The 26,426-nt window shown below is 40.7% G+C and carries 24 protein-coding genes; 9 read left to right on the top strand and 15 right to left on the bottom strand.

What is annotated here, in order from left to right:
• On the bottom strand, positions 1 to 174 hold a 174-nt coding region (locus VB654_RS12880), incomplete at its 3' end, for a DUF3531 family protein (RefSeq protein ID WP_323214215.1).
• A gap of 256 nt (positions 175 to 430) precedes the next feature.
• Complete coding sequence (locus VB654_RS12875) at positions 431 to 1,372, bottom strand: Sll0314/Alr1548 family TPR repeat-containing protein (RefSeq protein WP_323214166.1); 942 nt, start codon at positions 1,370 to 1,372, stop codon at positions 431 to 433.
• A 306-nt stretch (positions 1,373 to 1,678) separates the two neighbouring features.
• On the opposite strand from VB654_RS12875, the gene VB654_RS12870 reads away from it, so the two are divergent.
• The 3 genes from VB654_RS12870 to VB654_RS12860 all read left to right on the top strand — a co-directional run bounded on the left by VB654_RS12870 (position 1,679) and on the right by VB654_RS12860 (position 3,847).
• Positions 1,679 to 2,338, top strand: a complete 660-nt coding sequence (locus VB654_RS12870; protein WP_323214165.1) for an energy-coupling factor ABC transporter ATP-binding protein — start codon at positions 1,679 to 1,681, stop codon at positions 2,336 to 2,338.
• A gap of 38 nt (positions 2,339 to 2,376) precedes the next feature.
• Complete coding sequence (gene rsmG / locus VB654_RS12865) at positions 2,377 to 3,117, top strand: 16S rRNA (guanine(527)-N(7))-methyltransferase RsmG (protein ID WP_323214164.1); 741 nt, start codon at positions 2,377 to 2,379, stop codon at positions 3,115 to 3,117.
• Between the two features lie 208 nt (positions 3,118 to 3,325).
• Positions 3,326 to 3,847, top strand: a complete 522-nt coding sequence (locus VB654_RS12860) for a DUF29 family protein (protein ID WP_323214163.1) — start codon at positions 3,326 to 3,328, stop codon at positions 3,845 to 3,847.
• 113 nt (positions 3,848 to 3,960) lie between these two features.
• On the opposite strand, the gene VB654_RS12855 is transcribed toward VB654_RS12860, so the two are convergent.
• The 4 genes from VB654_RS12855 to VB654_RS12840 all read right to left on the bottom strand — a co-directional run bounded on the left by VB654_RS12855 (position 3,961) and on the right by VB654_RS12840 (position 7,752).
• Positions 3,961 to 5,187 (bottom strand): family 10 glycosylhydrolase, encoded by a 1,227-nt coding sequence (locus VB654_RS12855; RefSeq protein WP_323214162.1) that lies wholly within the window; start codon positions 5,185 to 5,187, stop codon positions 3,961 to 3,963.
• 105 nt (positions 5,188 to 5,292) lie between these two features.
• A complete protein-coding gene (locus VB654_RS12850) occupies positions 5,293 to 6,315 on the bottom strand; it encodes a zinc-dependent alcohol dehydrogenase (protein ID WP_323214161.1) in 1,023 nt (340 codons plus the stop codon).
• Between the two features lie 124 nt (positions 6,316 to 6,439).
• Positions 6,440 to 6,631, bottom strand: coding sequence for a hypothetical protein (locus tag VB654_RS12845; protein ID WP_323214160.1), 192 nt, complete (start codon positions 6,629 to 6,631; stop codon positions 6,440 to 6,442).
• A 53-nt stretch (positions 6,632 to 6,684) separates the two neighbouring features.
• Positions 6,685 to 7,752 carry a glycosyltransferase family 4 protein gene (locus VB654_RS12840; RefSeq protein ID WP_323214159.1) on the bottom strand — a complete coding sequence of 356 codons (1,068 nt, stop codon included), beginning with the start codon at positions 7,750 to 7,752 and terminating at the stop codon, positions 6,685 to 6,687.
• Positions 7,753 to 8,197: 445 nt separating this feature from the next.
• Between VB654_RS12840 and xth the strand changes: the two genes are divergently transcribed.
• The 3 genes from xth (at position 8,198) to VB654_RS12825 (ending at position 11,528) form a co-directional block, all read left to right on the top strand.
• Complete coding sequence (gene xth / locus VB654_RS12835; RefSeq protein WP_323214158.1) at positions 8,198 to 8,980, top strand: exodeoxyribonuclease III; 783 nt, start codon at positions 8,198 to 8,200, stop codon at positions 8,978 to 8,980.
• A 37-nt stretch (positions 8,981 to 9,017) separates the two neighbouring features.
• A complete protein-coding gene (locus VB654_RS12830; RefSeq protein ID WP_323214157.1) occupies positions 9,018 to 9,893 on the top strand; it encodes an SDR family oxidoreductase in 876 nt (291 codons plus the stop codon).
• A gap of 138 nt (positions 9,894 to 10,031) precedes the next feature.
• On the top strand, positions 10,032 to 11,528 hold the full coding sequence (locus tag VB654_RS12825) for an HlyD family efflux transporter periplasmic adaptor subunit (RefSeq protein ID WP_323214156.1): 1,497 nt from the start codon (positions 10,032 to 10,034) through the stop codon (positions 11,526 to 11,528).
• Positions 11,529 to 11,566: 38 nt separating this feature from the next.
• Here the strand turns inward: VB654_RS12825 and VB654_RS12820 are convergent, their stop codons facing one another.
• The 4 genes from VB654_RS12820 to VB654_RS12805 all read right to left on the bottom strand — a co-directional run bounded on the left by VB654_RS12820 (position 11,567) and on the right by VB654_RS12805 (position 17,745).
• Complete coding sequence (locus VB654_RS12820) at positions 11,567 to 13,042, bottom strand: S8 family peptidase (protein ID WP_323214155.1); 1,476 nt, start codon at positions 13,040 to 13,042, stop codon at positions 11,567 to 11,569.
• 240 nt (positions 13,043 to 13,282) lie between these two features.
• Positions 13,283 to 15,940 (bottom strand): peptidase domain-containing ABC transporter, encoded by a 2,658-nt coding sequence (locus VB654_RS12815; RefSeq protein WP_323214154.1) that lies wholly within the window; start codon positions 15,938 to 15,940, stop codon positions 13,283 to 13,285.
• Positions 15,889 to 16,647 (bottom strand): peptidylprolyl isomerase, encoded by a 759-nt coding sequence (locus VB654_RS12810; protein WP_323214153.1) that lies wholly within the window; start codon positions 16,645 to 16,647, stop codon positions 15,889 to 15,891. Before VB654_RS12810 ends, VB654_RS12815 begins: the two co-directional genes overlap by 52 nt.
• A gap of 300 nt (positions 16,648 to 16,947) precedes the next feature.
• Positions 16,948 to 17,745 carry a TIGR00297 family protein gene (locus tag VB654_RS12805; RefSeq protein ID WP_323214152.1) on the bottom strand — a complete coding sequence of 266 codons (798 nt, stop codon included), beginning with the start codon at positions 17,743 to 17,745 and terminating at the stop codon, positions 16,948 to 16,950.
• 328 nt (positions 17,746 to 18,073) lie between these two features.
• Here VB654_RS12805 and VB654_RS12800 point away from each other — a divergent pair, with 328 nt between their 5' ends.
• Positions 18,074 to 18,505: a VOC family protein gene (locus VB654_RS12800; RefSeq protein WP_323214151.1), complete on the top strand. Its 432-nt coding sequence runs from the start codon at positions 18,074 to 18,076 to the stop codon at positions 18,503 to 18,505.
• Here the strand turns inward: VB654_RS12800 and VB654_RS12795 are convergent.
• A complete protein-coding gene (locus VB654_RS12795; RefSeq protein WP_323214150.1) occupies positions 18,435 to 19,103 on the bottom strand; it encodes a triacylglycerol lipase in 669 nt (222 codons plus the stop codon). The genes VB654_RS12800 and VB654_RS12795 overlap by 71 nt on opposite strands.
• 490 nt (positions 19,104 to 19,593) lie before the next feature.
• Here VB654_RS12795 and VB654_RS12790 point away from each other — a divergent pair, with 490 nt between their 5' ends.
• Positions 19,594 to 20,046 carry a hypothetical protein gene (locus VB654_RS12790; RefSeq protein WP_323214149.1) on the top strand — a complete coding sequence of 151 codons (453 nt, stop codon included), beginning with the start codon at positions 19,594 to 19,596 and terminating at the stop codon, positions 20,044 to 20,046.
• An 18-nt stretch (positions 20,047 to 20,064) separates the two neighbouring features.
• Here VB654_RS12790 and VB654_RS12785 read toward each other — a convergent pair whose 3' ends face one another.
• From VB654_RS12785 to VB654_RS12770, 4 genes are all read right to left on the bottom strand, one after another.
• Positions 20,065 to 21,153 (bottom strand): tetratricopeptide repeat protein, encoded by a 1,089-nt coding sequence (locus tag VB654_RS12785; protein ID WP_323214148.1) that lies wholly within the window; start codon positions 21,151 to 21,153, stop codon positions 20,065 to 20,067.
• 102 nt (positions 21,154 to 21,255) lie between these two features.
• Entirely contained in the window at positions 21,256 to 21,963 is a 708-nt protein-coding gene (locus VB654_RS12780) for a 16S rRNA (uracil(1498)-N(3))-methyltransferase (protein WP_323214147.1), read from the bottom strand.
• Positions 21,964 to 22,068: 105 nt separating this feature from the next.
• Positions 22,069 to 23,985 (bottom strand): sulfite reductase, ferredoxin dependent, encoded by a 1,917-nt coding sequence (gene sir, locus VB654_RS12775; RefSeq protein ID WP_323214146.1) that lies wholly within the window; start codon positions 23,983 to 23,985, stop codon positions 22,069 to 22,071.
• Between the two features lie 308 nt (positions 23,986 to 24,293).
• The gene (locus VB654_RS12770) at positions 24,294 to 24,830 is read right to left on the bottom strand and encodes a hypothetical protein (RefSeq protein ID WP_323214145.1); all 537 of its coding nucleotides are present in this window, start codon (positions 24,828 to 24,830) and stop codon (positions 24,294 to 24,296) included.
• 445 nt (positions 24,831 to 25,275) lie between these two features.
• Between VB654_RS12770 and VB654_RS12765 the strand changes: the two genes are divergently transcribed.
• Complete coding sequence (locus VB654_RS12765; protein ID WP_323214144.1) at positions 25,276 to 26,223, top strand: ADP-ribosylglycohydrolase family protein; 948 nt, start codon at positions 25,276 to 25,278, stop codon at positions 26,221 to 26,223.
• Positions 26,224 to 26,426 lie beyond the last annotated feature (203 nt).

Below are 26,426 nucleotides of genomic sequence, written 5' to 3'. Positions count from 1 at the left end.
GCCTGTTTCTTGAACTTGCAGATTTTCGGCATTAAATGCACCTAATTTACCTAGATAAAACCAGGAATTAAAAACTTCTTCTATGTATTGCTTTTCGCGTCCAGAAGGAATTGTCGTGAATTTCAGCCAAATCCACACATCAAAAGGGTTAATTTCACGGAACTGAATTTGCATTGCGTTTGAATGTCTAATTTACTGGCTCTAAAAATAAGCATATCAGCAGTTAGCGGTGCTATCGTGTACACACAAGTTCTACTTGTCTGCATTTGAGCCTGTTTTACCCCCTAAATCCCCCAAGTTTGGGGAACTTTAAAAATTCTTGTTCCCTCATTATTAGGGGTTAGGGGGCGATTTGATCACTTGTATGTACACCGTAGGTAAGCGGGGAGACACAATATATCGCGTCTGTATGACTATTCCCTATTCTCAATCAACCACCTAAATTATTTAGCTGGTTAAAGGTATTGTTGCGTTCACGTTCAATTTGTCTGACCAAATCGGCGGGAAGTTGGGATCTTTTCGTCAAGGCTTTGTCGAAATTAACTACCGCTTCTTGGATTAATGACTGACTTTTAGCTTTTTGTCCCTGTTTTCTGAGGATTTGAGCTTTGAGATAGTACAACTCTGGATTATCTGATGTGGTTTTTAAAGCACTGTTCACATATTCCAAGGCTTGAGAATACTGTTTTAAATCGCGATAAGCAAGGGCTATACCCCGATCTGCCAAGTATTTAGGGGCTGCATTTGCTTTTAATCGCGCGATCGCATCATCAGGATTAGCAAAGGGTAAATTTACAGATAGCATCAAATCCATGTAGCCTTTGAGCAAATTTAGTTCTGGATCTTGAGGTGCGATCGCTTCTGCTCTGTCTAAATGTTGATAAACTTGTCGTAGGCGAGTTAAGGCTTGTGGCGCACCTTTGAGCGTACCTTCACGGGTGATAATTGATCCTCCTTCAAAAAAATGTCCGACAGCCGTGTATATATTGCCACGTAATTTGTCTGTAGCAATTAGTTTCTGCCCGGCTTCTAAAGTTTTCTTGCTGTAAGTTTCGAGTGTGCCTAAGTCTTTATTGACATAAGCTAAAGATGCCTTCATCGCATAAGCTAAAGGCTCATTTGGTTCAGTAGATATTGCTTTTTGCAGATAGCTTTCTGCTGCTAAATAATCACCCTGTTGAAAAATTGCTTTAAAAGCTGCTTCTGTATTGTCTCCAATGTTACGAGGTTCGTTAGTACGAAATGGATCACCAGCTAGAGAAGGATTAACCCACAAATTAAGTGCGATGATCACAGTTGCAAAAGTAGCCTGAACCTGCTGAGATAGTTTCACAAAACCGATGGATTTTTGAGGAGAAAATAGTTTATTCATAGTCACCTTTAAAAAAAATGCGGTTAAAATTGTCGTAACTGTTACTTAGAATCCTAAACAAAGTTAACTATAATTTGTGTCAGTTTCAGCCCAAATATTCTATACAGGTTGACTACGGCTATGTTGCTAGGTTCCCATGTTTGTAGCCTTTCTTAAGGGTAAACTTTGCCACAATGTAAACAAAAATGATTAGGGTATATTTTTGCAGTTAGTATCATATTTCCGCCAAAAACCTTGTAATTTCAGAAATTTAATTTTCTAGTTACTCTTAGAAATAATCCGCCAATTTTTTAATAATCCTAACAAATGCTCCATCTCAGAAATATAACGTATCACCCCACAGCCAGCCCAGTTGCGATTCTGAAATCAATTAATCTGGAATTAGTCCCCCAGCAGCTTGGTATGATTATTGGTCCGAGTGGTTCCGGTAAAAGTACCTTATTAGAAATTTTATCTGGACTAGCCGAACCAACTTCAGGTTCACTCTTCTGGCGAGAACAAGAACTGATCCCAGAACAGCTACAACAATTGGCGGGGTTAGTTTTTCAGTTTCCAGAACGGCACTTTTGCGGTGGTACTATTTTAGAAGAATTGCGTTTAGGGCATCCTGAGTTAAATTCAGAGCGAGTTAGAGGAGCATTAAGCGAAGTAGGATTAGAACATTTATCACTTTCCGCAGCACCTCATGCTTTGAGTGGTGGACAGCAGAGGCGTTTGGCTTTGGCGGTGCAATTGATTCGCCAGCCTAATTTACTATTATTAGATGAACCCACAGCCGGCTTAGATTGGTCAATGCGTCGGCAACTGGTAAATTTATTAGCGAAACTCAAAAAAGATTGGACACTGTTGGTAGTGACTCATGATGCTGGAGATATGCTGGCGATCGCCGACCAATGTTGGACACTCAACCACGGTGAACTACAATCAGTAGACCCGGAGATACTCAAAGCTAAAGAAGCTGTATAACAGTTAACAGTTGACCAATAACCAATGACCAATGACCAATGACTAACTTATTGCCAGAAATGGCAGAAATATGGCAGCAAACCTTAAATTGGCAACCCAACGCGCAACAACAGCAACAATTTCAGCATCTGTATGAATTAATCTTAAGAGGTAATCAACAGTTAAATTTAACACGCATTACTGACCCCCAAGAATTTTGGGAAAAACATCTTTGGGACTCTTTACGAGGAATTGCACCAAATGGGCAGTTTATCCCATCTCTGTTAGAAAATGCTTCTGCAATTGATATTGGCACAGGTGCGGGCTTTCCCGGAATTCCCGTGGCTATTACCATGCCTAATTGTCAAATGACTCTGCTAGATTCAACCAGGAAAAAGATTAATTTTATTGACGAAAGCTTGACTCAATTAAATCTTAGTAATGCTAAAACTTTTATTGGCAGAGTAGAAGAAATCGGTCATTATCCCCAGCATCGCAAAAGATATGATGTAGCTTTAATTCGTGCTGTTAGTAATGCGTCTGTCTGTGCTGAATACACTTTACCATTACTTAAACAGGGTGGTTTAGCTGTAATTTATCGTGGTAATTGGACAGAAGACGAAACTAAATCTTTGCAAAATGCGGTTAACCAATTAGGTGGGTTAATTGAATCTTTAGAACAATTTACTACTCCTTTAACTAACAGCATTCGTCATTGTTTGTACTTACGAAAAGTAGTCAATACTCCAGCTAGTTTTCCTCGTGCTGTAGGTATACCAACGCAAAATCCCTTGTTATAGAAACTCAACCCAACATCTCTTTAGTAAGAGGATGTTATAATAGGAGACTAATTGATCAAACTCTTACCACTATTTATCATCATATAGGAATCCGATTTGATTATTCAAAAAGTATATGTAGGATGTGTTTCATAAATCAAATATGAGTCCTATATATATACATCTTGACCTGCTACATACTACTTCTTTTACGGAGGCAGACAGTCACATGACACAAGAATTAACCGACCTCAGAAATAGTATTTTACAAGAACGTTACGCAGATGCTTTAGCTATTGTTGATGAGTTAGAGGGGATGAGTAAACAAGCAATTCTGCGTAATATTAAGTCTTATATCAACATTTTGTTGATTCATTTAATTAAAAATCAAGTAGAACGGCGGTTAACAAATTCTTGGGTGGCTTCTATTCGCAATTCTATTCGAGAAATTAAAAAGTTGAATATAAAAGATAATCATCAATCCTATTATGTTAATCAAGATGAATGGGAAACTTTGATAGAGGAGGAAGTGATTGAAGACGCTATTGCTGATGCCAGTTTGGAAGTGATGAATGGAAAATATAGTCAATTTCAACTTGCAGATATTATAGATAGAACTAAGTTAATCGCAAATGCTTTGCAGTTTTTGTCCCTTACTTATTCCTATTCAGCAAAGGAATTACCTGCAATTGTGGCAAAAAGTTTAACTCAGTTACCGGGTGGTGAAGATTGGAAAGCAGGGAGATGGTAAGCAGTAACAAAGGAATTAGCTATCAATGTATTTTTTAATGGAACCATAGAGACACAGAAGACATAGAGAGATCACAAAGAGAGGTTTTAATGAATGATTTGGGACTGCTAAAGTTATGGCTTCTGAGTGATTGATTGTACTAAATTGTGCAAATTAGCAGCAGTTGTTTCTGCTTTTCCATCTATGGGAAATACTAAAACACTTTTAATATCTTTGTTATTAATTATGTCTTTTAAGCGATGAAATTGGTTGTCACTAATGCCAATACCATCGACATCTCTCACATATTTTAATTCTTCTTGGTAATTGTCATCATTATACACTTGAATAAACACTCTATCGACGTTCCAGTTTGGCCAATCTGCTGCAAAATATCTTTTAGCCCAATAAGGATTATGATGGGAAATATCAAAACTAACATTGGAGTTAGCCTGTTTAATTGCACTTACCATTTGTTGAACAAACTTTGTTAAATTAGCGGTACGGTCTACTTGTCCTGGTAGTTCAGCATGGTAGCCTAAATAATCATCCCATTGCACTGCATCAATTTGGGGATATGTGGTGACAAATTCCACTGAGATATTTTTAAAGAAATTAGCAACTTCAGGAATTTCTACATCTAAAACATAATGTTCAATATTAGAGTAAGTTCTATCTATTCCAGGAACTACCCATCGACGCGCGATCGCTAAATCAAAAATAGGACTATTTTTATCGATTTTAATTCCTTTTTCAAAATAAGCATGAACTTCCATACCTTGCTGATGCGCTTCATCAATCAGCCAATCTAACCATTTATCTTGAAACTTATTAGGACAACTTTTAAAACCAAGTTTTTTTTGCATAACATCACTGTTATACATTGTACAACCATTGCCCCAAACACCATGAATTATCGTATTAAATCCTTGGGAATGATATAAACGCACCCGTTGCCTAATCGTTTGTTCGTTAGCATTATTAGTAATATGGTAACGACTAAAATAAATACCTCTAATTACTTTTTTCTGCCAAGGACTTTGAGGTAATGATGCTTTTTGTTCAGGGGTTTTTGGTGGTGAAGTTGGTTTTGGTTTAGTATCAGGATTTACTGTGTTTGTAGGTGTGGGAGTGGGAGTTGGAATTGGAATTGGAGTTGGAATTGGAGTTGGAGTTGGATTTACAATCGGTATAACTATTTCTTGATGTTGAGATACAAGATTAGTAAAAATATTGGCGATCATGTCTCGATTACCTTTTTGGCTCAATAACCACCAACTCCCTCCTAAAAGCAATAAAATTACTGATATGGGAATGTTCGCGCATCCACACCCCTTTGGCTCTTTTTTTTGTCGTGACATAGTATATGATGGCTCCCTGATGCGCTGAATCTATCTATCCAATATGTAGCATCAAGATAAATGATTGGGATTCCGGGAAAACTTCTAATTATGCAGTGTCAATAACTAAGGAATCATCGCCACTTTAATCACTTTACGCGCCTTCATATCACAAAATACCTGCTCTAAATCCTGAAGCGATCGCTCTTGACTAATCAGCAATTCAAAAGGTATTTTACCACTAGCTATCAATGCCAGCGCTGCTCTTACATATTCTGGTGTATTATGAAACACACCTTTTAAAGTCAGTTCACTGTAATGTAACTGCTCTGTATTGACTGTAATGCTTGTATCACGTGGACAACCACCGAATAAATTAACAGTTGCACCAGGACGGGCGCAAGCGATCGCAGTTTCCCAAACACTAGGTACACCAGTCGCTTCAATCACCACATCAGCACCCCATCCTTGAGTTAATTTTTTCACCACACCAGGAATATCTGGGATTTGATGATAATTAAAAGTTTGAGTAGCACCAAGTTTTTCACCAATTTCTAAACGGTGGTTATTACCTCCCCACAGCAGAACTTCCGCCACATCAGCTAAAACCGCTACAAACATCAAGCCAATGGCCCCATCTCCCAAAACAACTACCCTGTCTTCAGGTTTAATATCAGAACGAGCGACACCGTGCAAAACACAGGCTAAAGGTTCCGTCATTGATGCCAATTGCCACGGTAACTCATCGGGAACCCTCAACATATTATGCTGGACTATTGCGGCCGGGATTTTTAGATATTCCGCAAAAGTGCCATTATTCCAGGTAATATTCGGACATAAAGAATATTCTTGGCGTTGACAAAAGAAGCATTTCATGCAGGGTGCAGAGTTATTAGCCACAATGCGATCGCCTATTTGCCAATCTGTCACACCAGCACCCATAGCCACAATTTCCCCTGCGGCTTCATGACCAAATAGCGTCGGTAGTTTCAGCATTTTCGCATGACCACCACGCCGCCAAACCTTCAAATCTGTACCACAAGTTGTAGCCGCACCCACTTGGATGACAACTTCACCAAATCCCGGAGTGGGTTCAACAACCTGCTCTAAACGTAAATCTTCCTGACCGTAAAGTAACGCTGCTAACACAGCTTTTGACCTAATTAATTAGCCTCACCCGATTTTATCAGATCGCGGAAATAGGGCAGAAAAATTCTTCCTCATCTCCCCCAGCGCTGGTTCACCATATTGAATCAAATTTTTGACTTTTGACTTATTCCCTTAATATTGGCTGAGGAAGCACTGCTGTATTATGAACTTCCCCACGAGGATGAGACACACGAATTACAGTCAACAGAGGTACTTCTTGCCTACAAGACTGGCAAAACCAATATAATTCACCATGGCGAACATGACGCAGAATAGAACCACCGCAACACGGACAAGCATTTGCTTTCATATTCATATCAATATCCCCCTAATACAAAGTTGTTGTTTAAATTGGTGAAAAAAAAATTGTTAAAACCGGGCTGTAGCCGCATCTAAATAACCATTTAAATGAATGCGGCTGGTGATAATTTGCTTGTAAACTGCTTCATAGCCGTTAACCATTTGGTTAACACTAAATTTGTTTTCTATATGTTTTCGACAGGCTTGACGATTGAGTGTCAGCGCCGCAGGAATCATTGTTGCCATTTCTTCATAGTTTTGGCAGATAAAACCTGTTTCACCGTGAACAATTACTTCTGGTACAGAACCTAAATTTATAGCAATCACTGGGGTTCCAGCCGCCATTGATTCAATCATGACTAAGCCAAAAGGTTCTTGCCAATTAATTGGAAATAAAGTTATAGCAGCATTTCCCAGCAGTTTAGCTTTTTGGGCATGGTTGATTTCGCCCAGATATTCAATTTGCTGACCATCAATATGGGGGACAATTTCTTGTTCAAAAAATTGAGCATCACTAATATCAACTTTTCCTGCCATTTTCAAGGGATAACCAGTCTTTTTTGCAATGGCGATCGCTTGTTGTGGCCCCTTCTCTGGGGAAAATCGACCTAAAAATGCTAAATATTGCGGTTCTGGTGGTTGGGCTATAAATGGATAATCGGTTGGTTCTATGCCGTTATAAACTGTAGTTACGTAATTTAATTTGATTTGACGCTGGGCTTTACTAATGCTGACAAAAGGTTGCTGGTGATGGTATCTAAAAATTTTTTGGTTATCTTGAGTAAAACTGTTATGCAGAGTATGGACAGTGGGAGTTGATACCAAACTAGCCAAAGGTAATGCCCTCATCCCTACATGAGAATGAATAATATCGAACTCCGCAGCGTGTTGATAAACTTGGCTAAGTTCTAAAATTTCATACCCTGCATAATCTTGAACATATTTATCCAAGCGCAATGCCAGGGGAGAAACTGCCTTTAAATCAGCCAAGGTTTGAGAGTCACCAGAAGCGAACAAAGTAACTTCATGACCGCGACGAACTAGTTCATCGGTTAAGTGACTTACTACCAGTTCAATTCCTCCATAACTGGGAGGCGGAACTCGTTCCCATAAAGGGGCGACTTGAGCGATCTTCATAAAGTTGTTTCGGTTCAGCCGAGAAAATATCCGGCAAAGCAAGTAAAATTCTCATATTTAAAACCAGAGGAAATATACTTACTTTGTTCAGATTTAAATTAACCTCAATTACCTTTGGGAGAGTAATCTTGGTTAACCGTACCTTCAACCACTACCAATACATTTTAAAACATCAAAAATAACTACTAAGCAGCTACACTTTTAAAATATAGCTTAGGTTTTAGCCGTTGCATCTACCTTGGGGATCATGCCATTATGAGGATTTTTGGTAGCTAAACTGACAAAATAAACTATTTTGTAGCTGGTAATACTAAAATTATCAGTGAGTATCAATTTTTCTTAAGTTCAAGTTAACCAAAATGGATATATTAGGTCAAATTTAAACAATTGTAAAAATATAACTTATTAAAAATTAATATTGATTTTCCACACTGAAAACTAACAAATGAAAATTGCCACTTGGAATGTTAACTCAATCCGGACTCGTCTAGAACAGGTGATATTTTGGTTAAGCGAAAATCCCATTGATGTTCTCTGCTTGCAGGAAACAAAAGTTGTAGATGCTGATTTTCCGCGATCGCCTTTTGCAGAACTGGGCTATCATGTTTATTTTTCTGGACAAAAAGCTTATAACGGTGTAGCCCTAATTAGCCGCCAACCACTGATGGAAGTCAGCGCCGGTTTCACCCCCATTTTATCCCATATCGATCCACTCTGGGATGAGCAAAAGCGAGTGATTACAGGCGTAATTGACGGCGTTCGCATTGTAAATTTATATGTCCCCAATGGTTCCGCCATAGGCAGTGAAAAATACGAATTTAAGCTGCGCTGGCTGACAGTGCTAAGAGAGTATTTACAAACCCTTTTACTTTCACAACCTGGAATTTGTATGTGTGGTGACTTCAACATTGCCCTAGCAGCTGAAGACATTCACGAAAACGCCAATCCAGACAATCACATCATGTCATCAGAACCAGAGCGTCAAGCCTTACGAGATATTCTAGAATTGGGATTTGCTGATGCCTTTCGTAAATTTACTAGCGAAGGTGGAAACTATAGTTGGTGGGACTATCGCGCCGCCGCTTTTAGACGCAATCGGGGTTGGCGAATTGACCATCATTATCTCACCCCCCTGCTGTATGAACGTGCTAAAAGCTGTATTATTGACGTTACCCCCAGAAAATTGCCCCAACCTAGCGACCATACCCCAGTAATCGTCGAATTTTAGATTAGTGTGTAGATGGAATTCATCACCGAAAATCCTTATGTTTCTGGTAACTGGAGCAACGGGAGCAATTGGTCGCCGAGTCGTGCGACTCCTACGCCTAGAGGAAAAATCAGTGCGGGCTTTTGTCCGCCTCACTTCGCGTTATAACGAATTAGAACACCGAGGAGCAGAAATCTTTATCGGTGATTTGCGACGAGACAAGGATATTGCTAAAGCTTGTCGGGGTGTCGAGTACATCATCAGCGTTCACGGTTCTGATGGTGACTCCTTATCCCTGGACTATCGCGCTAATATTGAACTCATTGATCAGGCTAAAGCTCATGAAGTAAAGCATTTCGTCTTTATTTCTGTACTGGGAGCAGAACGGGGCTATGAAGATGCGCCTGTATTTAAAGCCAAACGAGCAGTGGAACAATATCTAGAAGCTAGTGGCTTGAATTACACAATTTTACGCCCATCTGGATTAGCATCTAACTTGCTGCCGTTGGCAGAAAGGTTTCGGGAAACAGGTTTATATTGGCTGATTGGTGATCCTAAAAACCGGACTTCGGTTGTCAGCACCGATGATTTAGCCAAGATAGTAGTCAATTCCATCACAGCTGAAGGCGCGTGCAACCAAATATTACCAGTGGGAGGTCCAGAAATTTTATTGCGTGAGGATATTCCCCAAATTTTTAGTCGCATCTTCAATAAAGAACCAATCGTCATTAATTCACCCTTGTTTGTTGTGGATGGTTTACGTAGTGCATTAGGTTTATTTAATCCCCAAGCAGAAACAGCTTTCGGAACCTACAGAACATTACTGTCAAATGAGTTTTTCTGTAGAAAAGAGGAAATAGCCAACTTAGAAAGAATTTTCAATTTTCACTTGGAAACTTTAGAAAATTTTCTGCGGCGCTATCTCGCAGTTTGAATAAGGTAGGGAGTAGGTAGGGGCGGGTTTACACAACGAAGAAGGCGGGCAGGATGCCCACCCCACAATATGATTAAACCCGCCTAATCCCCAGTCCTCAATCCTCCATCCCCATTCGCCCCAATAATCGAAAATTTTATGAAATATTCCTTACTGGCAAATGCTGCTCAAGCTCGACAAACCAAACAACAATTTGCCAAACCAGAAGACCAACTATCTTATGAAGTCGGTAAGGCTGTACAGGAATTACCACCGCTATATACCAGAGTTTTAGCAGGAACACTGAGCTTAGTGGTATTTGGAGCGATCGCTTGGGCAAATTTCTCTCAAATTGATGAAGTAGCGATCGCCCCTGGGGAACTAATCGCCTCTACACAGGTGCGACCGGTGACATCCTTGGGCGGTGGTTCAATTGTGGATGTGAAGGTAAAAGAAGGCGATCATGTCACTAAAGACCAAGTTTTAATTCAACGCGACACAGACTTACAACAAACAGATGTAACTCGCCTCGCCCAATCTGCCAAATTAATCACCGAAGATTTAGAGCGTTTGCAAGCAGAACGCATCGGGACGACAACGGTTGCAACAAAACTACAAGACGAACTTTTAGAATCGCGCCTTGCAGACTACCAAGCCCGTCAAGCTGTCACCGAAGCCGAAGCAAATCGCCAACTAGCAATTATTGAACAGGTAAAACAACGCCAAAAAAGGTTGCAAGAAAACCTGGTAAATGCTCAAATTAGCTGGAAAAATGCTCAAGCTAACGTAGTCAACGCGGAAAATTTAGTTGTCGGCATTGAAAAAAATATTGCGATCGCGCAACAAAGAGAAAGAAACCTCAGCACCCTCATTGCACCCGGCGCATTACCGAGAATTGATTACCTAGAAGCCCAAGAAAGATTAAATCGCGCCAACACAGAAATGACCAGAGCCAAAGATGAGGTCATAAACGCCAAAAATAGAGTCACAGAATCTCAAGACAGAATAGCATCCTTAACCAGAGAAATTGCTGCCCAAGCCCAAGACATTCGCCAAGCCGAACAAGCCTATCAAGGAGTTCGCAAACAAGCGCAGCGTTTGAAATCTGAGCGTCAAAGCGAGATTTTAACCCAAATAAAACAGCGTCAAGAAGAACTCAACAATATTAAAGGTCAACTAGAACAAGCCAGAAAACAGCAAGCCGGGGAAACAATTAAAGCCCCAGTCGCCGGGACAATTTACAAAATTCAAGCCACCCAAGGGCCAGTTCAAGCCGGTGAAGAATTACTGTCAATTTTGCCTGCGGGAGAAGAAATATTATTAGAAGTAAAAGTCCTCAACCGCGATATTGGATTTATTCGTCCAGGGATGACAGCAAAGGTAAAAATGGCAACCTTTCCCTTTCAAGAATTCGGCACAATTGACGGTAAGGTTGTGCAAATTAGTCCTAATGCAGTCGTTGATCAAGACTTAGGTTTAGTCTTCCCCACCAGAATCAAGCTCAGTCAACACTCAATGAAAGTTCGGGGAGAAGAAGTAGCATTTACCCCCGGAATGTCAGCCAATGGGGAAATAGTCACACGTCAAAAGTCAGTTTTAACCTTCATCATTGAACCTGTAACCCGGAGATTTAGCGAAGCCTTTTCAGTTAGATAACGGCAGAAGCAAGGGGGATGAGGAACTCCCCTGGAAAATTAGAAACCGGGGAAAAATTTTCTAAATTCTTCTATTTGTTGCTGTAATTGATTGAGAATTTTTTCGATATCTGTAGCATTCTCGTTATTTTGCTCAACTCCATCAGTATTGAAGATGTTATGAGCCATGCTGCTCAGATCATTGACGGTATTATTGTCATATCGGCTGATGTTTCCTAAATTCATAGATGAGCCTCTGCTGAAAAAAGAAGACGAAGGAGGCAAGTTAGAAGCTGCTGTATTACTATCAATTAAAATGGTTACTGGTAATTCCAACTGCAATCTAGTTTCTGATCTACTATTGTCTCCCATCTCTGCAATTCTCCCAGAAATTACAGGGCTAATATTGAAAGACTTAGAAGTTAATCCTGGTGTACTATTTCCTGATGTTTCTATAATGATTTGCCGGATTTGAGCATCAGTCAAACTGGGATTAGCACTCAGCATCAAAGCAACGACACCAGCAACATGGGGAGTAGCCATAGATGTACCACTATATGTAGCATACTGATTACCAGGGACTGTCGAATAGATACCAACTCCTGGCGCAGTCACATAGGGAAACGCATTCATCCCCGCTTGGTTAGAGAAGTTAGCCATCTGATTATTGCTATCAACTGCCCCCACTGCTAATCCCCAGTTGTTGGCATAGCGAGCCGGATAGTTGGTAAATGGGTAGCCATTATTACCTGCTGCCATTACCACTACAGCACCTTTACTACTAGCGTATTGAATAGCCGCTTCCAAGGTGCTGTTAGGAAAATTACCACCCAGGCTGAGATTAATCACATTAGCACCATTATTCACCGCATAGTAAATACCATCAGCCACAGAACTAGTACTGCCTGCCCCGTCATCATTCAACACTTTTACTGGCATAATCTTGGCATCATAGGCAATACCAGTCACCCCGAAGCCATTATTTTCTCCAGCAATGGTTCCCGCCACATGAGTACCGTGACCATTTACGTCTATAACGTTGTTGCTATTATCAGCAAAACTCCAACCTTGAACGTCATCAATATAGCCATTACCATCGTCATCTATACCATTACCAGGAATTTCTCCGGAATTAGTCCAAATATTATTTTTCAAATCTGCGTGGTTGTAGTCAACCCCAGTATCTAACACCGCAATCACAATACCTTTACCGGTGTATCCTTGCGCCCAGGCTGCTGGGGCTTTCACTAAATCTGCTCCCCAATTATTACCCCCAAGACGAGGAACATCACCAAAAGTATTCTGACCAGCAGCTCTAGCTACTGCTGCACCAGCGTTAATCAAGCCATAGCCAGAGGTGAAATTATAATTAGCAGCTTGGACAGAAGTTGCCGTAACATCACTTACTGAATTAAAGCTACTACGGCCACTAAAGCTATATTCATTCTGGGTTTGAAATATATCAACTGAGGAGATAACGCTGGAATTTAGTCCGTTATGAGGAAAGAAATTGTGACTCATATCGTCAATGGGCATATAGATATTCTCCTCAAACAGAGTATTTGTTGGCAACACTAACTGTTAAAACCTGTGTCCAAGGTTTTAAAATACAGGGTGGGTTTACCCCCTTTGCCAAAAATTACTATAAAATCAAATAGCAAAATGACACTTTTTTGACTAAAAAACATAGTGAAAAGTGTAATCTTCCTAAAAATTATGAGTTTTAAAATTCAAGGTGCGTTAGCCTATGGCATAACACACCTTATGAACTTAATGCTAAATATTGGCTTGTTGGCGTTGATATAGTGACCAGTACAGACCTTTTTGTTGTAACAAATCTAAGTGAGTACCGCGTTCAGCAATTACGCCTCGTTCTAAAACTAAAATCATATCAGCACGTTTGAGGGGAGCGAAACGGTGAGCAATTAAAAACACAGTGCGATGCGCCGAAACTTTTTGTAAGTTTTGCAAAACTTGTTGTTCAGTTTCACTATCTAAGGCGCTGGTAGCTTCATCTAAAACTAAAATTGGTGCTTGGGAAAGAAATAATCTGGCTAAGGCGATGCGTTGTCTTTGTCCACCAGATAAGGCTGTTCCTCTTTCTCCCACGTTGGTTTCGTAACCGTAGGGTAATTGACTAATAAAGTCGTGAGCTACAGCTAGTCTGGCAGCTTCTACTACTTCTTCTGCACCAATGTCAGGATTACCAAGGGTGATATTTTCCAAGATAGTACCGTTAAATAAAAAGTCTTCTTGGAGAACGACGCTAATTTGTTGCCGTAGTGAGGCTAAATCCGCACTTTTAATATCAAATCCATCAATTAAAATCCTTCCTGATTCAATTTGATAAAGGCGCTGCAATAGCTTGGAAAGGGTACTTTTCCCAGAACCACTGCGGCCAACAATTCCGACAAATTGCCCTGGTTCTACGTCGAAGGAGATGCCTTTGAGAACAGGTTCAATATGTGGTTGGTAACGGAAAAATATTTGCTCGAAGGTGACTTGACCTTTGAGGGGTGGTAAAACTAAACCTGTACCAATTTCTGCTTCGGGAGCGATGTTGAGAATATCACCAATCCGATCTACAGAGAGTAGGACTTGTTGCAGATTTTGCCATAGTTGCACTAAACGCAATAATGGCCCGGTAACTCTTCCCGATAGCATTTGAAAGGCGACAAGTTGCCCAATGGTTAAGTTTTCCTCAATGACTAATTTTGCACCAAACCAGAGAATCAGTAAGGAGGAAAAATTGGTGAGAAAGTTACCAATATTACTGCTAATGTTAGAAGTGGTAGAAGCTTTAAATCCTGTACGCACAAAACGGGCAAATAATCCTTCCCAGCGATCGCGTGCTACTGGTTCAGCTGCATGGGCTTTAACTGAGTGTATCCCTGAAACTGTCTCTACCAGAAATGATTGACTATCGGCACTGCGATTAAAGGTTTCGTTCAGCCAGTTACGCAGAATTGGGGTAGAAATAATTGTTAATGCCGCAAATAAGGGCAACACTGCCAAGGCCACAAAGGTGAGTTGGACGTTGTAGTAAAACATCAAGACCAAGTACACCACAGCAAAAATACTGTCTAAAATTACAGTTAATGCTGTCCCGGTGAGAAACTGGCGAATTTGTTCTAGTTCCTGAACTCTGGCTATGGTATCTCCCACACGCCGAGATTCAAAATAAGCTAAAGGTAAACGCATGAGATGGCGAAATAGTTGCGCCGATAAGCTCAAATCTAAACGCCGGGCGGTATGAGTGAAGATAAATAGCCGCAGTATACCCAGTATAGATTCAAAGGTAGCGATCATTAAGAGTGCGATCGCCATGACATCAAGAGTGGGCAAACTCTGCTGCACCATCACTTTGTCAATCACAACTTGAGTAATCAGTGGTGTCCCCAAACCTAAAAGCTGTAACGTAAAAGACGCTAGTAATACTTCTCCTAGCAGTTTCCGGTACTTCCAAACTGCTGGGGTAAACCAACCCAGGTTAAATGTGTCTTGTTTAGATACCAGTTCAACTTGCCAGAGTTTACCATCCCAAGCCGCCTCAACCACTGACTGAGGTAAACTTTCACAAGCATAATTATCGTTGAGGGGATTAGCAATAATTAGGTTAGATCCTTGCATTCCATAGGCTACCACCCAGGAAGCTGGCGGTGACGAATCTAATTGCCATTGTAGAATGACTGGAAACGTTAACTGCCGCAAATCCGCCCAATTAACTTGCAATCTTCGCAACACCAAACCTAACTTTTCCCCTGCTTCCACCAAATGTTTCGGGCGTTGTCCCCTGAGTTGGCGTTGCACCCATTCCAATTTAACCGGATGTTCTAAGTGTTGCGCCACCATTGTTAAGCAAGCCGCACCTGTATTCCAATTAGAAACGAAGGGATAACCAGATTTGACTACAGTCGCGGATGGGAGAGGCTTCTGTATTTCCTTGGTTTCCGGCTGAATTTCTTTAATATCCTCCGTTTCCTGCTGTTCTTGGGCAGTTAACCAAAACTCATCTATTTGGGGAGTAGAAAACTCTGCCCATAGCGCTGTATGCCAACACACTACTATTACTTCTTTACTAGCAGCTACGGCTTTACAGTCCACAGTTAGTTGATATAAATCGCCAAACCAATCTCCTGCTTGTAGGGCTGCTAATGGTTTACCTTCTCCTTCTTCCCGCAAGCGGACTTTACCAGTAAAAATCCAAAACTGCTCGCCACTTGCTGCCGTTGACCAAATTTTTTCTCCTAAACTATACTGACGAATTTCTGCCTGAGTTTGTAATTGGGATTGTTGTTCTTTCGTCAGCCAACATAGGGGGGGTTGATTCCAAGGTAGAGAATCTAGGGCGTTTACTTGTAGAGATTGATTATCCAGAACTTTTAGCTCATTTGTAGTTTGACCGTCAGCTTTTGAATTTTCTCGACTAGCCATTTCTCAAATAATTCATTTTGTAGTGCTTGTTGAAGTTGCGTATCTTCTAAAGACGCGGGCAAAAATTGTTCTACGCGAAATAAGCCATAACGTCCTTCGATTTCTATAGGACCGACAACTTGTCCCGGATTAGCTATATCAATAACTGCTCTCAATTGATCTGGCATTGTGCCTCGGCTGACTGGCCCCATCATGCCGTTGACCATGCGATCTTCTGACAAGGAATATTCTTTCGCTAGTTGCTCGAAACTACCTCCTTCTTCAATTTGGGTTTGTAGTTCTTCAGCTATTTCTCGATTGTCAACAACAATCCGGGAAATTATCACCCGATCTAGAAAAATTTTGCGTTCAATAAAATATTCTGAGATTTTTGCTTCTGCAATCAAAACCTTCAGTTTTTCTAATTTAAAGCTAAAGGCAATTGATTCGTAAAAGGTAGCGTAGTCTGTCACATTTTTCTGTAACCATTCTTGAAAGATTTGGGGGTCATTTAGTTGATTTTTGAGGCGAAAATCAATAATGGTCTGTTCTGTTAAAGCGGGGCTAATTGCAATGTCATATCGTGTTTGGATTTCTTGTTCAATCACATACTGACGCAGAATGTCGCCAATGAAATGCGCTAATTTTCCAGAGGCTTGCAGATATTTTACTGCTTGATTTATAAAAATTGGTTGGTCATTTACTGTCAAAAATGATGAAGATTCCATGAACTAATCTGATAAGGAACAGCGAAAGTTTGATATATTACAAAATATATATGGGCAAGTTTAAAACTGAGACAATCGAAAATATCAATCGTTATAGCAAAGTGCTGAGTAAATACCACGTAGAGACTGGTTTATAAATATGCTCAATTACTAATAATAATTTTAATAAACCAGCCCCGATATCAAGGCTTTTAGCAATCAACAATGTCCTAAACTCTTTGGCGCTTGATATGTATAGATACACGGAAATTACACCCCAAGAGTGTTCTGTAAATTTACTTGCAATTTTTGAGCAAGAATTTAGGCAGTAATGATTGTCCAGAATAAGGCGAGTAGCATGGCCGCGATCGCGCCAATTAATGTGTTAAAAATGTTTACTACTTCATTGGTCAACCAGTCATATTTAGATTGCAACGTTGCACCAATCACACTTTCTAAATTGGTGGCGATAAATGCAGCTAATATACACCAACCTACTCCGAATAAATCTATCAAACCAACTGCCCAACCTACGCAAGCGATCGCAATCGAAGCCACCACACCTGCTAAGGTTCCCTCTAAACTCACTGCTCCCTCTGTACCACGAGGCACTAGTTGGAGTGTAGTAATCAAAAAGGTGCGTTGACCGTAGGCTTTACCCACTTCACTCGCAGTGGTATCAGAAAGCTTGGTACTAAAACTCGCTACATAGCCTAACAACAGTAGCAACTGGGGATTAGGAACTAGGGACTGGGTATTGGGTATAAGTAGTCCATAATTGAGAATTCCTACTCCCAATGCACACAAAGCCGCAGTCAGAGCCGAACCCCAAACATTTTCCGGGCCTCTAGCTCCAGAACGCTTTTCCGCTATTCCTGCTGCTTCTTTTTGTGCCATACCAATACGTGTCACACCAGAACCAACTAAAAAATAGAACCCTACCACTAGATATCCTTGCCAACCGAGAGTTACCCAAATTAGAACTCCCAGAAACCAGGCGTGCAAAATTCCGGCTGAGGTTAGAAGCTGTTTGGGAGCAATCCATACTAAACCCAATAAAATTGTGTTCAATCCTATTGCTATCAACCAGGGATTTGCGAAGTCTATCAAAAATAACATCAGCAATAAATCATCAGTAGTTTTGCCAGAATATCAACAGAATAACCAATTTTAGAATTGGAATGTTGAATTTCTGCCACTACCTCATTCAAAAAATGTTTAGGTTATATTCCTTATACACTTCAAGGAGAGAAAAAACAGGGAAAACAACAAAAATAATCTTTCCCTACTTTTACAGACGCAATTTAACGCATCTCCACTCCTATTTACACAAACATCGTTACAAGGTTATATGTTTAAATTATCTAAAACTGTGTGCAAATTGACCACAATTGGTTTTGAATCATAGATTTGTCATAACATCAACCATTTCTACAACAAAATAGCTATGAGCCAAACTTTATTTCATTTAGCTTTTCCTGTAACTGACATTGCCCAAACCAAAGCATATTATGTCAATGCCCTCGGTTGTGTCCCTGGTCGTGAAAGTCCTCAAGCCCTGATTCTCAACTTTTACGGTAATCAATTGGTAGCGCACGTCACTAAGGAAACTCTGTCACCCCAACGAACTATATACCCCAGACATTTTGGATTAATTTTCACTCAGGAACATGACTGGGAAGATTTACTAAAAAAAGCAGAAAAGCAAAATCTAGTTTTTCGGGAATCACCTAAAAGTCGCTTTGTTGATTCTCCCTTAGAACATCGCACCTTTTTTTTAGAAGATCCCTTTTATAACTTGATGGAATTTAAATATTACCGCCACCCAGAGGCGATTTTTGGCAGTTATCAATATAGCCAAATTGGTGAACAGACTTAACTGGTTCTGACAAAGCAGATACTACAGCGGCCAAACTTCTGGCATCTGTTAACATCCAAGAGTGCAGTACAACCGGTACTAATACTTCTTTTCCCAGTGGCATTTGTGAACTTTTTGCCGGCACTATCATCAAATCATAGGGTGTCCAGATCGAAGTAAAATTTAGTTGCCCTAACATCATCACATCAGCATTTAAATCCTGAAGAAATTCACTATTGGGGCGCATTTGTAAGCAGCCGTGACGTTGAGACGCATAGGCCACCATAGTTCCATGATGAGGTGAGGAAATACTAATAAATCGCTGTACACGGTTAATCCCTCCTAGCCGTTGCAAATAGTAACGGCTGACAATTCCTCCCATGCTGAAGCCTATTAAATCGATTGGTTGTTCTGGGGCAAAGATGTTGATTACATAATCAGCTACTTGTTGTGCCAAAATATCAAGACCAACTTCACCATTATTAGGAACGAGATCCAGGGTATACACAGACCAACCCAAGTGTCTTAAGTAACCCACCATTTTATTAAAAACGGCTCCTGTGTCATCAATACCATGTATTAATAACACGGGGTTGCGCTGTTGGTTTTTGGTGTTCATTTCCCAAGTCTGCCTGTTCAAAAGTCTGTAGGAAATTTAGCTGAATACTGTTATTAGCTGCCAATAGGCTATGACACTTCTCCCACTGGTTGAAAAATGGGAAAATTCAATGATATTGAAGATTTTTTTCATGAATCACTGGCACGGGCTAGTGCCGTAAGACGGAAATCAAAAGTCAAAAATCAAAAAGTTTATTCTATTGTCCAAATTTTTCATTAATCTGTGTTGGCTAAACAAAAAAATGTTAATTTTAATTAAGCATTATTTCATAATCTTGCTCTTAGCCACCATAAAATTTAATAATTAATTCCTGATGTCTAACAGTTGTGAGTACTTGCACTCAGGAGTTAAGACTATTTGCCCTGTAGTTTTACTACAATGTTAGTTAAGTGGACAATTATAAGCTTTGTCACCCTAATTGCACAGTTGGTGCAAAGAAATGTAATATGCTGCATTTTTTTACAGATATATAAAGACGGGAGAAATTTTCATGTTCGGTTTTATCAAAAAGTTAATCACGGGTATTCTGGGTTTTATCACTGGGTTGTTACCTGGCAAAAAAAGCAATGGTTACTACTTGGAGTTAGATGAACCTGCATCTGAGAAAGCACCAGCACCTACACCTAAAAGTCAAGAGGGATCTCCAGCAGCTACAGCCAATGGGACAAAAGCTGCGGCTTCAGTAGCAGTAAATTCGCCAGCAGATGCGCTTGCTGCTAAAAATGCGACTAAAGTAGAGTCTTCCAAAAATGGCAAAGCCCCTCAAGCTGAACCTACCACAGCCCCAGCAGCAACATCCAATGGGACAAAAGCGGCTCCTGCTGAAACTACATTTGCACCCAAATATCTTGCTCCTTCCGGTTCTAGCTCTAATCGTCGTCGTCCAGGCGCTAATATGAGTTCTTTCTTAGATATGGCTAATAAGATGAAAACTTCTAACTAAGTCAGTGCATGGGAAAAGTTAGCTCTCCCTGAAATTTTTAGCTTTGTTCAAAAATACCAAGCCACTATATAAATGAAAGGCTGGGTCCCAATTAGTCTGTTCTCTCCGCAATAGGTGAATGTGAGACTGAATGCTTCCCAGCATTTCTATTTGATCTAATGCTGTTTCTGCGAAGTGTGTAAAGTTTGACCAAGCTTTAACTTGTGGTATCTGTTGTGAAATCCATTGCAGTAAGCTATTCCAATTAATTCGGATTGTATTTTGACTAGCTTGAGCAGCAATTTCTACACCTTTCTGGTATTCATAACCATGATCATAAAGTCGTAGTATGCAATTTTTAGCAGCTAGGTGTAAATCACAAAATTGAGCATAATCTTGAGTTTGGGTTTTCCACTCTAATTCCCAACGGTTGTTAACGTCTATCACTTGCTCAAAAATAGGTATCATTCCTACTACTTTGGCGGTGACTTCTGACCAGTCAAAGGTGAGAGAACCGAGTTGATTTTCTTGGTTGCGGTAAACAAGAGTAGGTTTGGGGTCAGATGCGGAAAAATGTTTGACCTGAAAAACTTGAATTTGCTGTATTGCAGCTATGGTTGTCCAAAAGCAAGGAATCCCAACTTGCTGTAGCTGTTGACCATAGAATTGGAGTTTTCCTATTTGTCCAGTCTGATACAGTCTCCAGCCGCGACTTGGTAGCACTAGTTTTGCAGTGTAGGGGTCTAGTTGCATAATTTGAGCGAATTTCGGTGCAGCTGTAGTTTTCAGTTCAGTGGCTAAAGGTTCTAGGACTAATATGCCAAGTTCAGCATGACTAGGTTCAGATGTGGCTTGGGATATGGCGCGTTGTCTTTCTTCTTGAGCAATTTCTTGGAGTCGCTGCAAACCTTGGCGGGCTTGGTTGACTATTTTGGTGTTGGTTGTATTCCGTAATAGTTGCCGATAAATTGTTTCGGCTTCCTGGTGTTTTCCAGACACTTGATGTAACTGTCCTAAATAAAATTGCACCCAAGGATTTTCGGGTGACTCTTTTAACAGCTGTTTGATTAATTTGGCAGCTGTGTGATAGTCTTGACGCTCAAAGGCAGTGGCAACTTGCTTAATCATTTTATAGTTCGTAATTCGTAGTTCGTAATTCGTAATTAAGAGGGTAGAAGTTTCCTTTGATTGCAACTACGAATTATTTTGAATAAGATATCTCTAACTTATTTATACTTCAAAAGCTGTGGAAATTAAGGTTAATGCTACTACTGGTGCTGTGACTGCTCGCAAGATTCGGCGACCAAGGGATACTAGTTGAAATCCAGATGCGATCGCATGATCAATTTCTGCTTCTGTCCATCCGCCTTCGGGACCTGTAGCAATGATAATTTCAGGTGTATCACATTTAACTAACTTGTTTAGATGCGGATAATCTCCACGCCCTTCACAAATATAACTATGAGTTCCTTGACTAGCCGTAATCGCCGCACTAAAGGCTATAGGTTCTAAAATTGTGGGTATAAAAGCTCGTTCTGATTGTTCTGCGGCTTCTGCGGCTATACGTCGCCAACGTTCCAGTTTTTGGGGACTGGGATTTAGTAAGGTGCGATCGCTCAATACCGGGGCAATAGAAGTTACTCCCAATTCTGTACAATAACGGACTATTTCATCGAATCCATTACCTTTGGGTAAGGCTACCATGAGGGTAATTGCTACAGATAATTCTGTTTCTACGGTGAGTGTTTCTAAAATCTGGGCTTGTTCTGCTTCTAACTGGGCTAACCACCATTTTCCTTGACCATCCATCGCAATGAAGCGATCGCCTGTACGTAACCGCAACACTCGGACTAGATAATGTTGTTGCTCTTTTGTCAAGGTAATCAGAGTTTCTTGAATTTGAAAGGGTGCGATCGCAATTCTTTGTAGTTGCGCCATACTAATTTAATTCTCTGGAGCCGGGGCTGCAAACAGCATAAAATACAACCTACTCTCGCTCAAAATTCATGAAGAGTAGGTTGGAATTCAGCACAAAGTTCAGACTTATGGCAGATTTTGGAAGTAAGCCTCTAATGCTTCGTTGACTAACTCGGTCATTGGTCTGTTTTGGCTATTGGCTGCTTCTTTTAGCTTGAGATATACTTCATCCTTGAGACTGACTCGATGGCGAGACTTGCCTATAGCAGTAGTTGGGGGTTGGTAAGTGGCAGCAAATTCACGTAGGGCATCAAAACCCAGGCGATCGCAAAAATCACCAAAGCTTTCCTCGTATTTCCGAAAATTCTTAAAATAAACGAAAATCGGTTCTAAAAAGCTTTCTATGTCGTTATCATGTAGCCTGTCTATGTAAGGTTGCGCTAATCTTGTCTGATCTGGCGAACCTCCCAGCCAAACTTGGTAAGATTCGGGAGCGCTACCGACAAATCCTAATTCTGCCATGTAAGGACGAGCGCAACCGTTTGGGCATCCTGTCATCCTTACCACAAAATGCTCTTTTTGTAAACCCAATTTATTCAATAGGGTGCGAATCCGTTCTAATATACCTGGAATTGCCCGTTCTGACTCGGTGATAGCTAAACTACAGGTGGGTAAAGCCGGACAAGCCATTGCATAACGGACTAGAGGTTCAATGGTTTTGGGGTCATCAACGATACCACAACGGTGCAAAATCTCCTGAATGGCTGACTTATTTGCTGGCTCAATGTCGTAAAAAATGATGTTGTGGTGGGGTGTCAAGCGCATCGGTAAGTTAAATTGCTCGACAACTTCCCGCAAGGCAGTTTTCAGTTGAAAGGAACCGTCATCTTTAACCCGGCCATTATCGACAGAAATGCCTAAAAATAGCTTGCCATCACCTTGTTCATTCCAACCGAGAAAGTCATAATATTTAAACTCTGGTAATGGTTTGAAGGGTGCGACTGGTTTTCCGAAATAGTCTTCTACTTGGGTGCGGAAGTTATCTACACCCCATTCGTTAATTAAATATTTTAATCTGGCATGACGACGCTCAGTGCGATCGCCATAATCTCTTTGAGTTGCAACAATCGCTTTGACTAGCTGATAGACATCATCTTTATCTACATAGCAAATCTCATCGGCTATTCTGGCAAAGGTTTCTTCTTTGTTGTGTGTCCTACCAAAACCGCCACCAGCAAAAACATTAAAACCTTCTAGTTCTCCCTGCTGATTGGTAATTACGACTAAAGTCAAGTCTTGGGAATATAAATCTACGGAATTATCACCAGGTACAGTCACGGAAACTTTAAATTTACGGGGCATATAGTGAGTCCCATAAATCGGTTCTTCGTTATCGTGGATAATTGTACCGGTGCCATTACGCTGTCTGGCGGCTTTAACTTCCGGGCTTTCTTCCGCACTAATGATTTTTTCCCCGTCTAACCAAATTTCGTAATATGCCCCGGTTTGCGGTGTCAGCAAATCAGCAATATTATTGGCATATTCCCAGGCATACTGATAATCTCGGCGATTTTTAAAGGGGGCGGGTGGAGCCATGACGTTACGGTTAAGATCCCCGCAAGCTCCCAAAGTCGAACCCATATTTTTTACTATAGAGGCGATCGCCGCTTTCAGATTCTTTTTTAAAATCCCATGCAACTGAAAGCCTTGCCGTGTAGTAACTCGTAATGTGTGATTCCCATGTTCATCAGACAAGTTATCTAAAGCCAGATACAACTGCGGCGGCACAAACCCCCCAGGATTTCTTGTCCGCAGCATAAACTGATAATCTTTCTCCTGTCCCTTGACGCGATTATCGCGGTTATCTTGCTGGTAGGAACCATGAAATTTGAGAAGTTGTACTGCTTCTTCAGTAAAATGAGTTGTATCTTCAAGGATTTGCGTCGCTACAGGTTCGCGTAAAAAATTACTTCTTTCCTTGATGCCTTCAACTTTAGAAGGCTTGTCACGCTTGGCAATTGGGGCAGGAGCAGATTTAACCATCAGAATTGTTATAGTATTCTCAATAAGGCATCGGTCAACGCCGAAGCATTTTCTCGGCTGAGTGATTTCCGGTAATCCGGTCGGAGATAAGAGGAATCATCTAATTTTAACACGGCAAAAAGCCGGCTTTATCAGTGATTTAATCACTTCACAAAACCGACTTCTTTGAGTTCTGAGTGAGTGAGGAAAGTGCTTAGTGCTGAGTGAGGAAAGTTTTGAGTGAAGAAAAAAGTTTTGAGTAAGTTTCTTTCCCCCCTGCCCCCTGCCCCCTGCCCCCTGCCCCCTGCCCCTCTGCCTCTTCTCAGTCCCTATCTAAAACGAAAGCCTAAACCGCCATTAATGCTGACAGCAGAAGCAGAGCTATTTTCGTAGGCATTGATTCCGACTTTGGCATTGGTATAAACCAATAAATTCTTAGCAACTTCCGATTCTACCCCAGCACCCAGCACTACAGCATCTTTGTTGCCTAAAGGTGTAGGTAAGCCATTATCCTGTACAAAAGAATAACCACCAGTGATAAAGGCGTTAGTGCGATTAGCAATTGGCACGTCTACGGAAACTTCTGGAATGATAGCGGTATTCTCATCATTCCAAAGAACATTACCCCGTGCCGATAATGGTGTATTTCCCAATTTTACACGCCCAGTGAGATTACCACCAAAGTTAGCCGCATCACCATTTTGTCCACCATTAGTCACACCAGCTGCAAAACCAGCACCAACATAACTGGCATCTGTACCTCTTTTTGGTTGAGCTGAAGCTTGACCAGCATTCATAATAAGAGGAGCAACTACAAAAGAAGACAATGCAGAGATTGCCACAAAAGACTTGAGTATATTCTTCATAATCTTGAAAAAATTTAGGTTTTGCTTATATATTCAAGGTCGAAAATAGCATCAAAAGGTTCCAGATAATTTCTGGATTTTTTCAAATCCTTGTTATTATTGATGCAGAAGATTTCTGGACTTGCGATACCAATTAAAGAAATGAGTCTGAGGAAACTCTTTTAAGTAAATCAACTCGACAGCAAGAGGAAACCCAAAGAGTAATCTTTGGAATCACCGTGGCTTGAGCCTTGGTGAGAATGTCAATACAAGTAGGCACTTTATCAACTGGCACAACCAAAAAAAATCTAATTTCGTGAAGACATGGTAGATAGAAATAGTTAATTAATACCCGTTATTCTGGCTTTTCACATAGGATAAAATAATGGGCTGTAGCAGCTATGGCAACAAGCTTGAGGGGGAATCTATAAAGTTAAGTTCTGGTAATTCTCATGGAGAGTGAATAATGCTAACCGCTGCAAAAACATTGTCTGGTTTGATGGGTTTATGTGTCGGTGATGCGTTGGGTGTGCCAGTAGAGTTTACTAGCCGTGCTGAAAGAGTGAAATCTCCAGTAACCACGATGCTAGGTTATGGCACATGGAATCAACCACCGGGAACTTGGTCGGATGACAGTTCATTGACATTTTGCTTGGCAGAAAGCCTGTGTAGAGGATATTCGTTGGATGCTATAGCCAATTCCTTTTGGCGTTGGTATAAGCAAGCTTATTGGACTCCTCGTGGCGAACTGTTTGATATTGGTCAAAATACCCATGAAGCAATTATGCGTCTGAAACAGGGGATTGTCCCTCATCAGGCAGGAGGTAAAGTAGAAAATAGTAATGGTAATGGTTCTTTGATGAGAATTTTACCAATGGCTTATTGTCATCAAAGCATAACTTTCGAGGAATTGATGGCACGAGTCCATGATGTTTCTGCCATTACCCATGCTCATGTGCGATCGCAAATGGCCTGCGGTATTTATATTAGTATTGCCGTAGCCTTACTAAAAGGGGCTAATCTGGAAGCAGCTTATTTACAAGGATTAGAAAAAATCCAATCAGTTTATTTTGAGCGGGAATATATTTTAGAGAAGCCACATTTTCTGAGAATATTCAGCGGTGAGATAGCCAAAGTGCCAGTTGAAGAGATTAATTCTGGCGGTTATGTGATTGATACCCTAGAATCAACCCTGTGGTGTTTGTTAAATAGCTCCTCTTACTCAGAGACAGTGCTGAAAGCCGTCAACTTGGGTGGAGATACAGATACTACAGCTGCTGTGGCTGGGGGGTTAGCAGGCATTTATTACGGTGTGGAAAATATTCCTCAAGAATGGATCAACAAAATTGTCAGAAAACAGGACATCATTAAACTGGCGGAGCGTTTTGCAGAGGCAATGGACGCTCAGATGTAGTTAAAATTCTCCCTACGCCCCAATTGCTCTATCAGATTCATTTTTCTACAACCGTAGATGTTTAAATACATATATCAGTATTGTCATTTTTCTACGGTTGTATGAAACCACCCTACCCTTTTGAGCAAGGAGAGGGGAGTTTTCAACACAATTCAAAGGCAAGCTAAATTACGAACTACGAATTACGAATTACGAATTACGAA

Source organism: Nodularia sp. UHCC 0506 (assembly GCF_034931045.1).
In the GTDB taxonomy this organism is placed as follows: domain Bacteria; phylum Cyanobacteriota; class Cyanobacteriia; order Cyanobacteriales; family Nostocaceae; genus Nodularia.
Note: the sequence above shows the minus strand (reverse complement) of the source record. Positions and strands in the feature narration are given on the sequence as shown.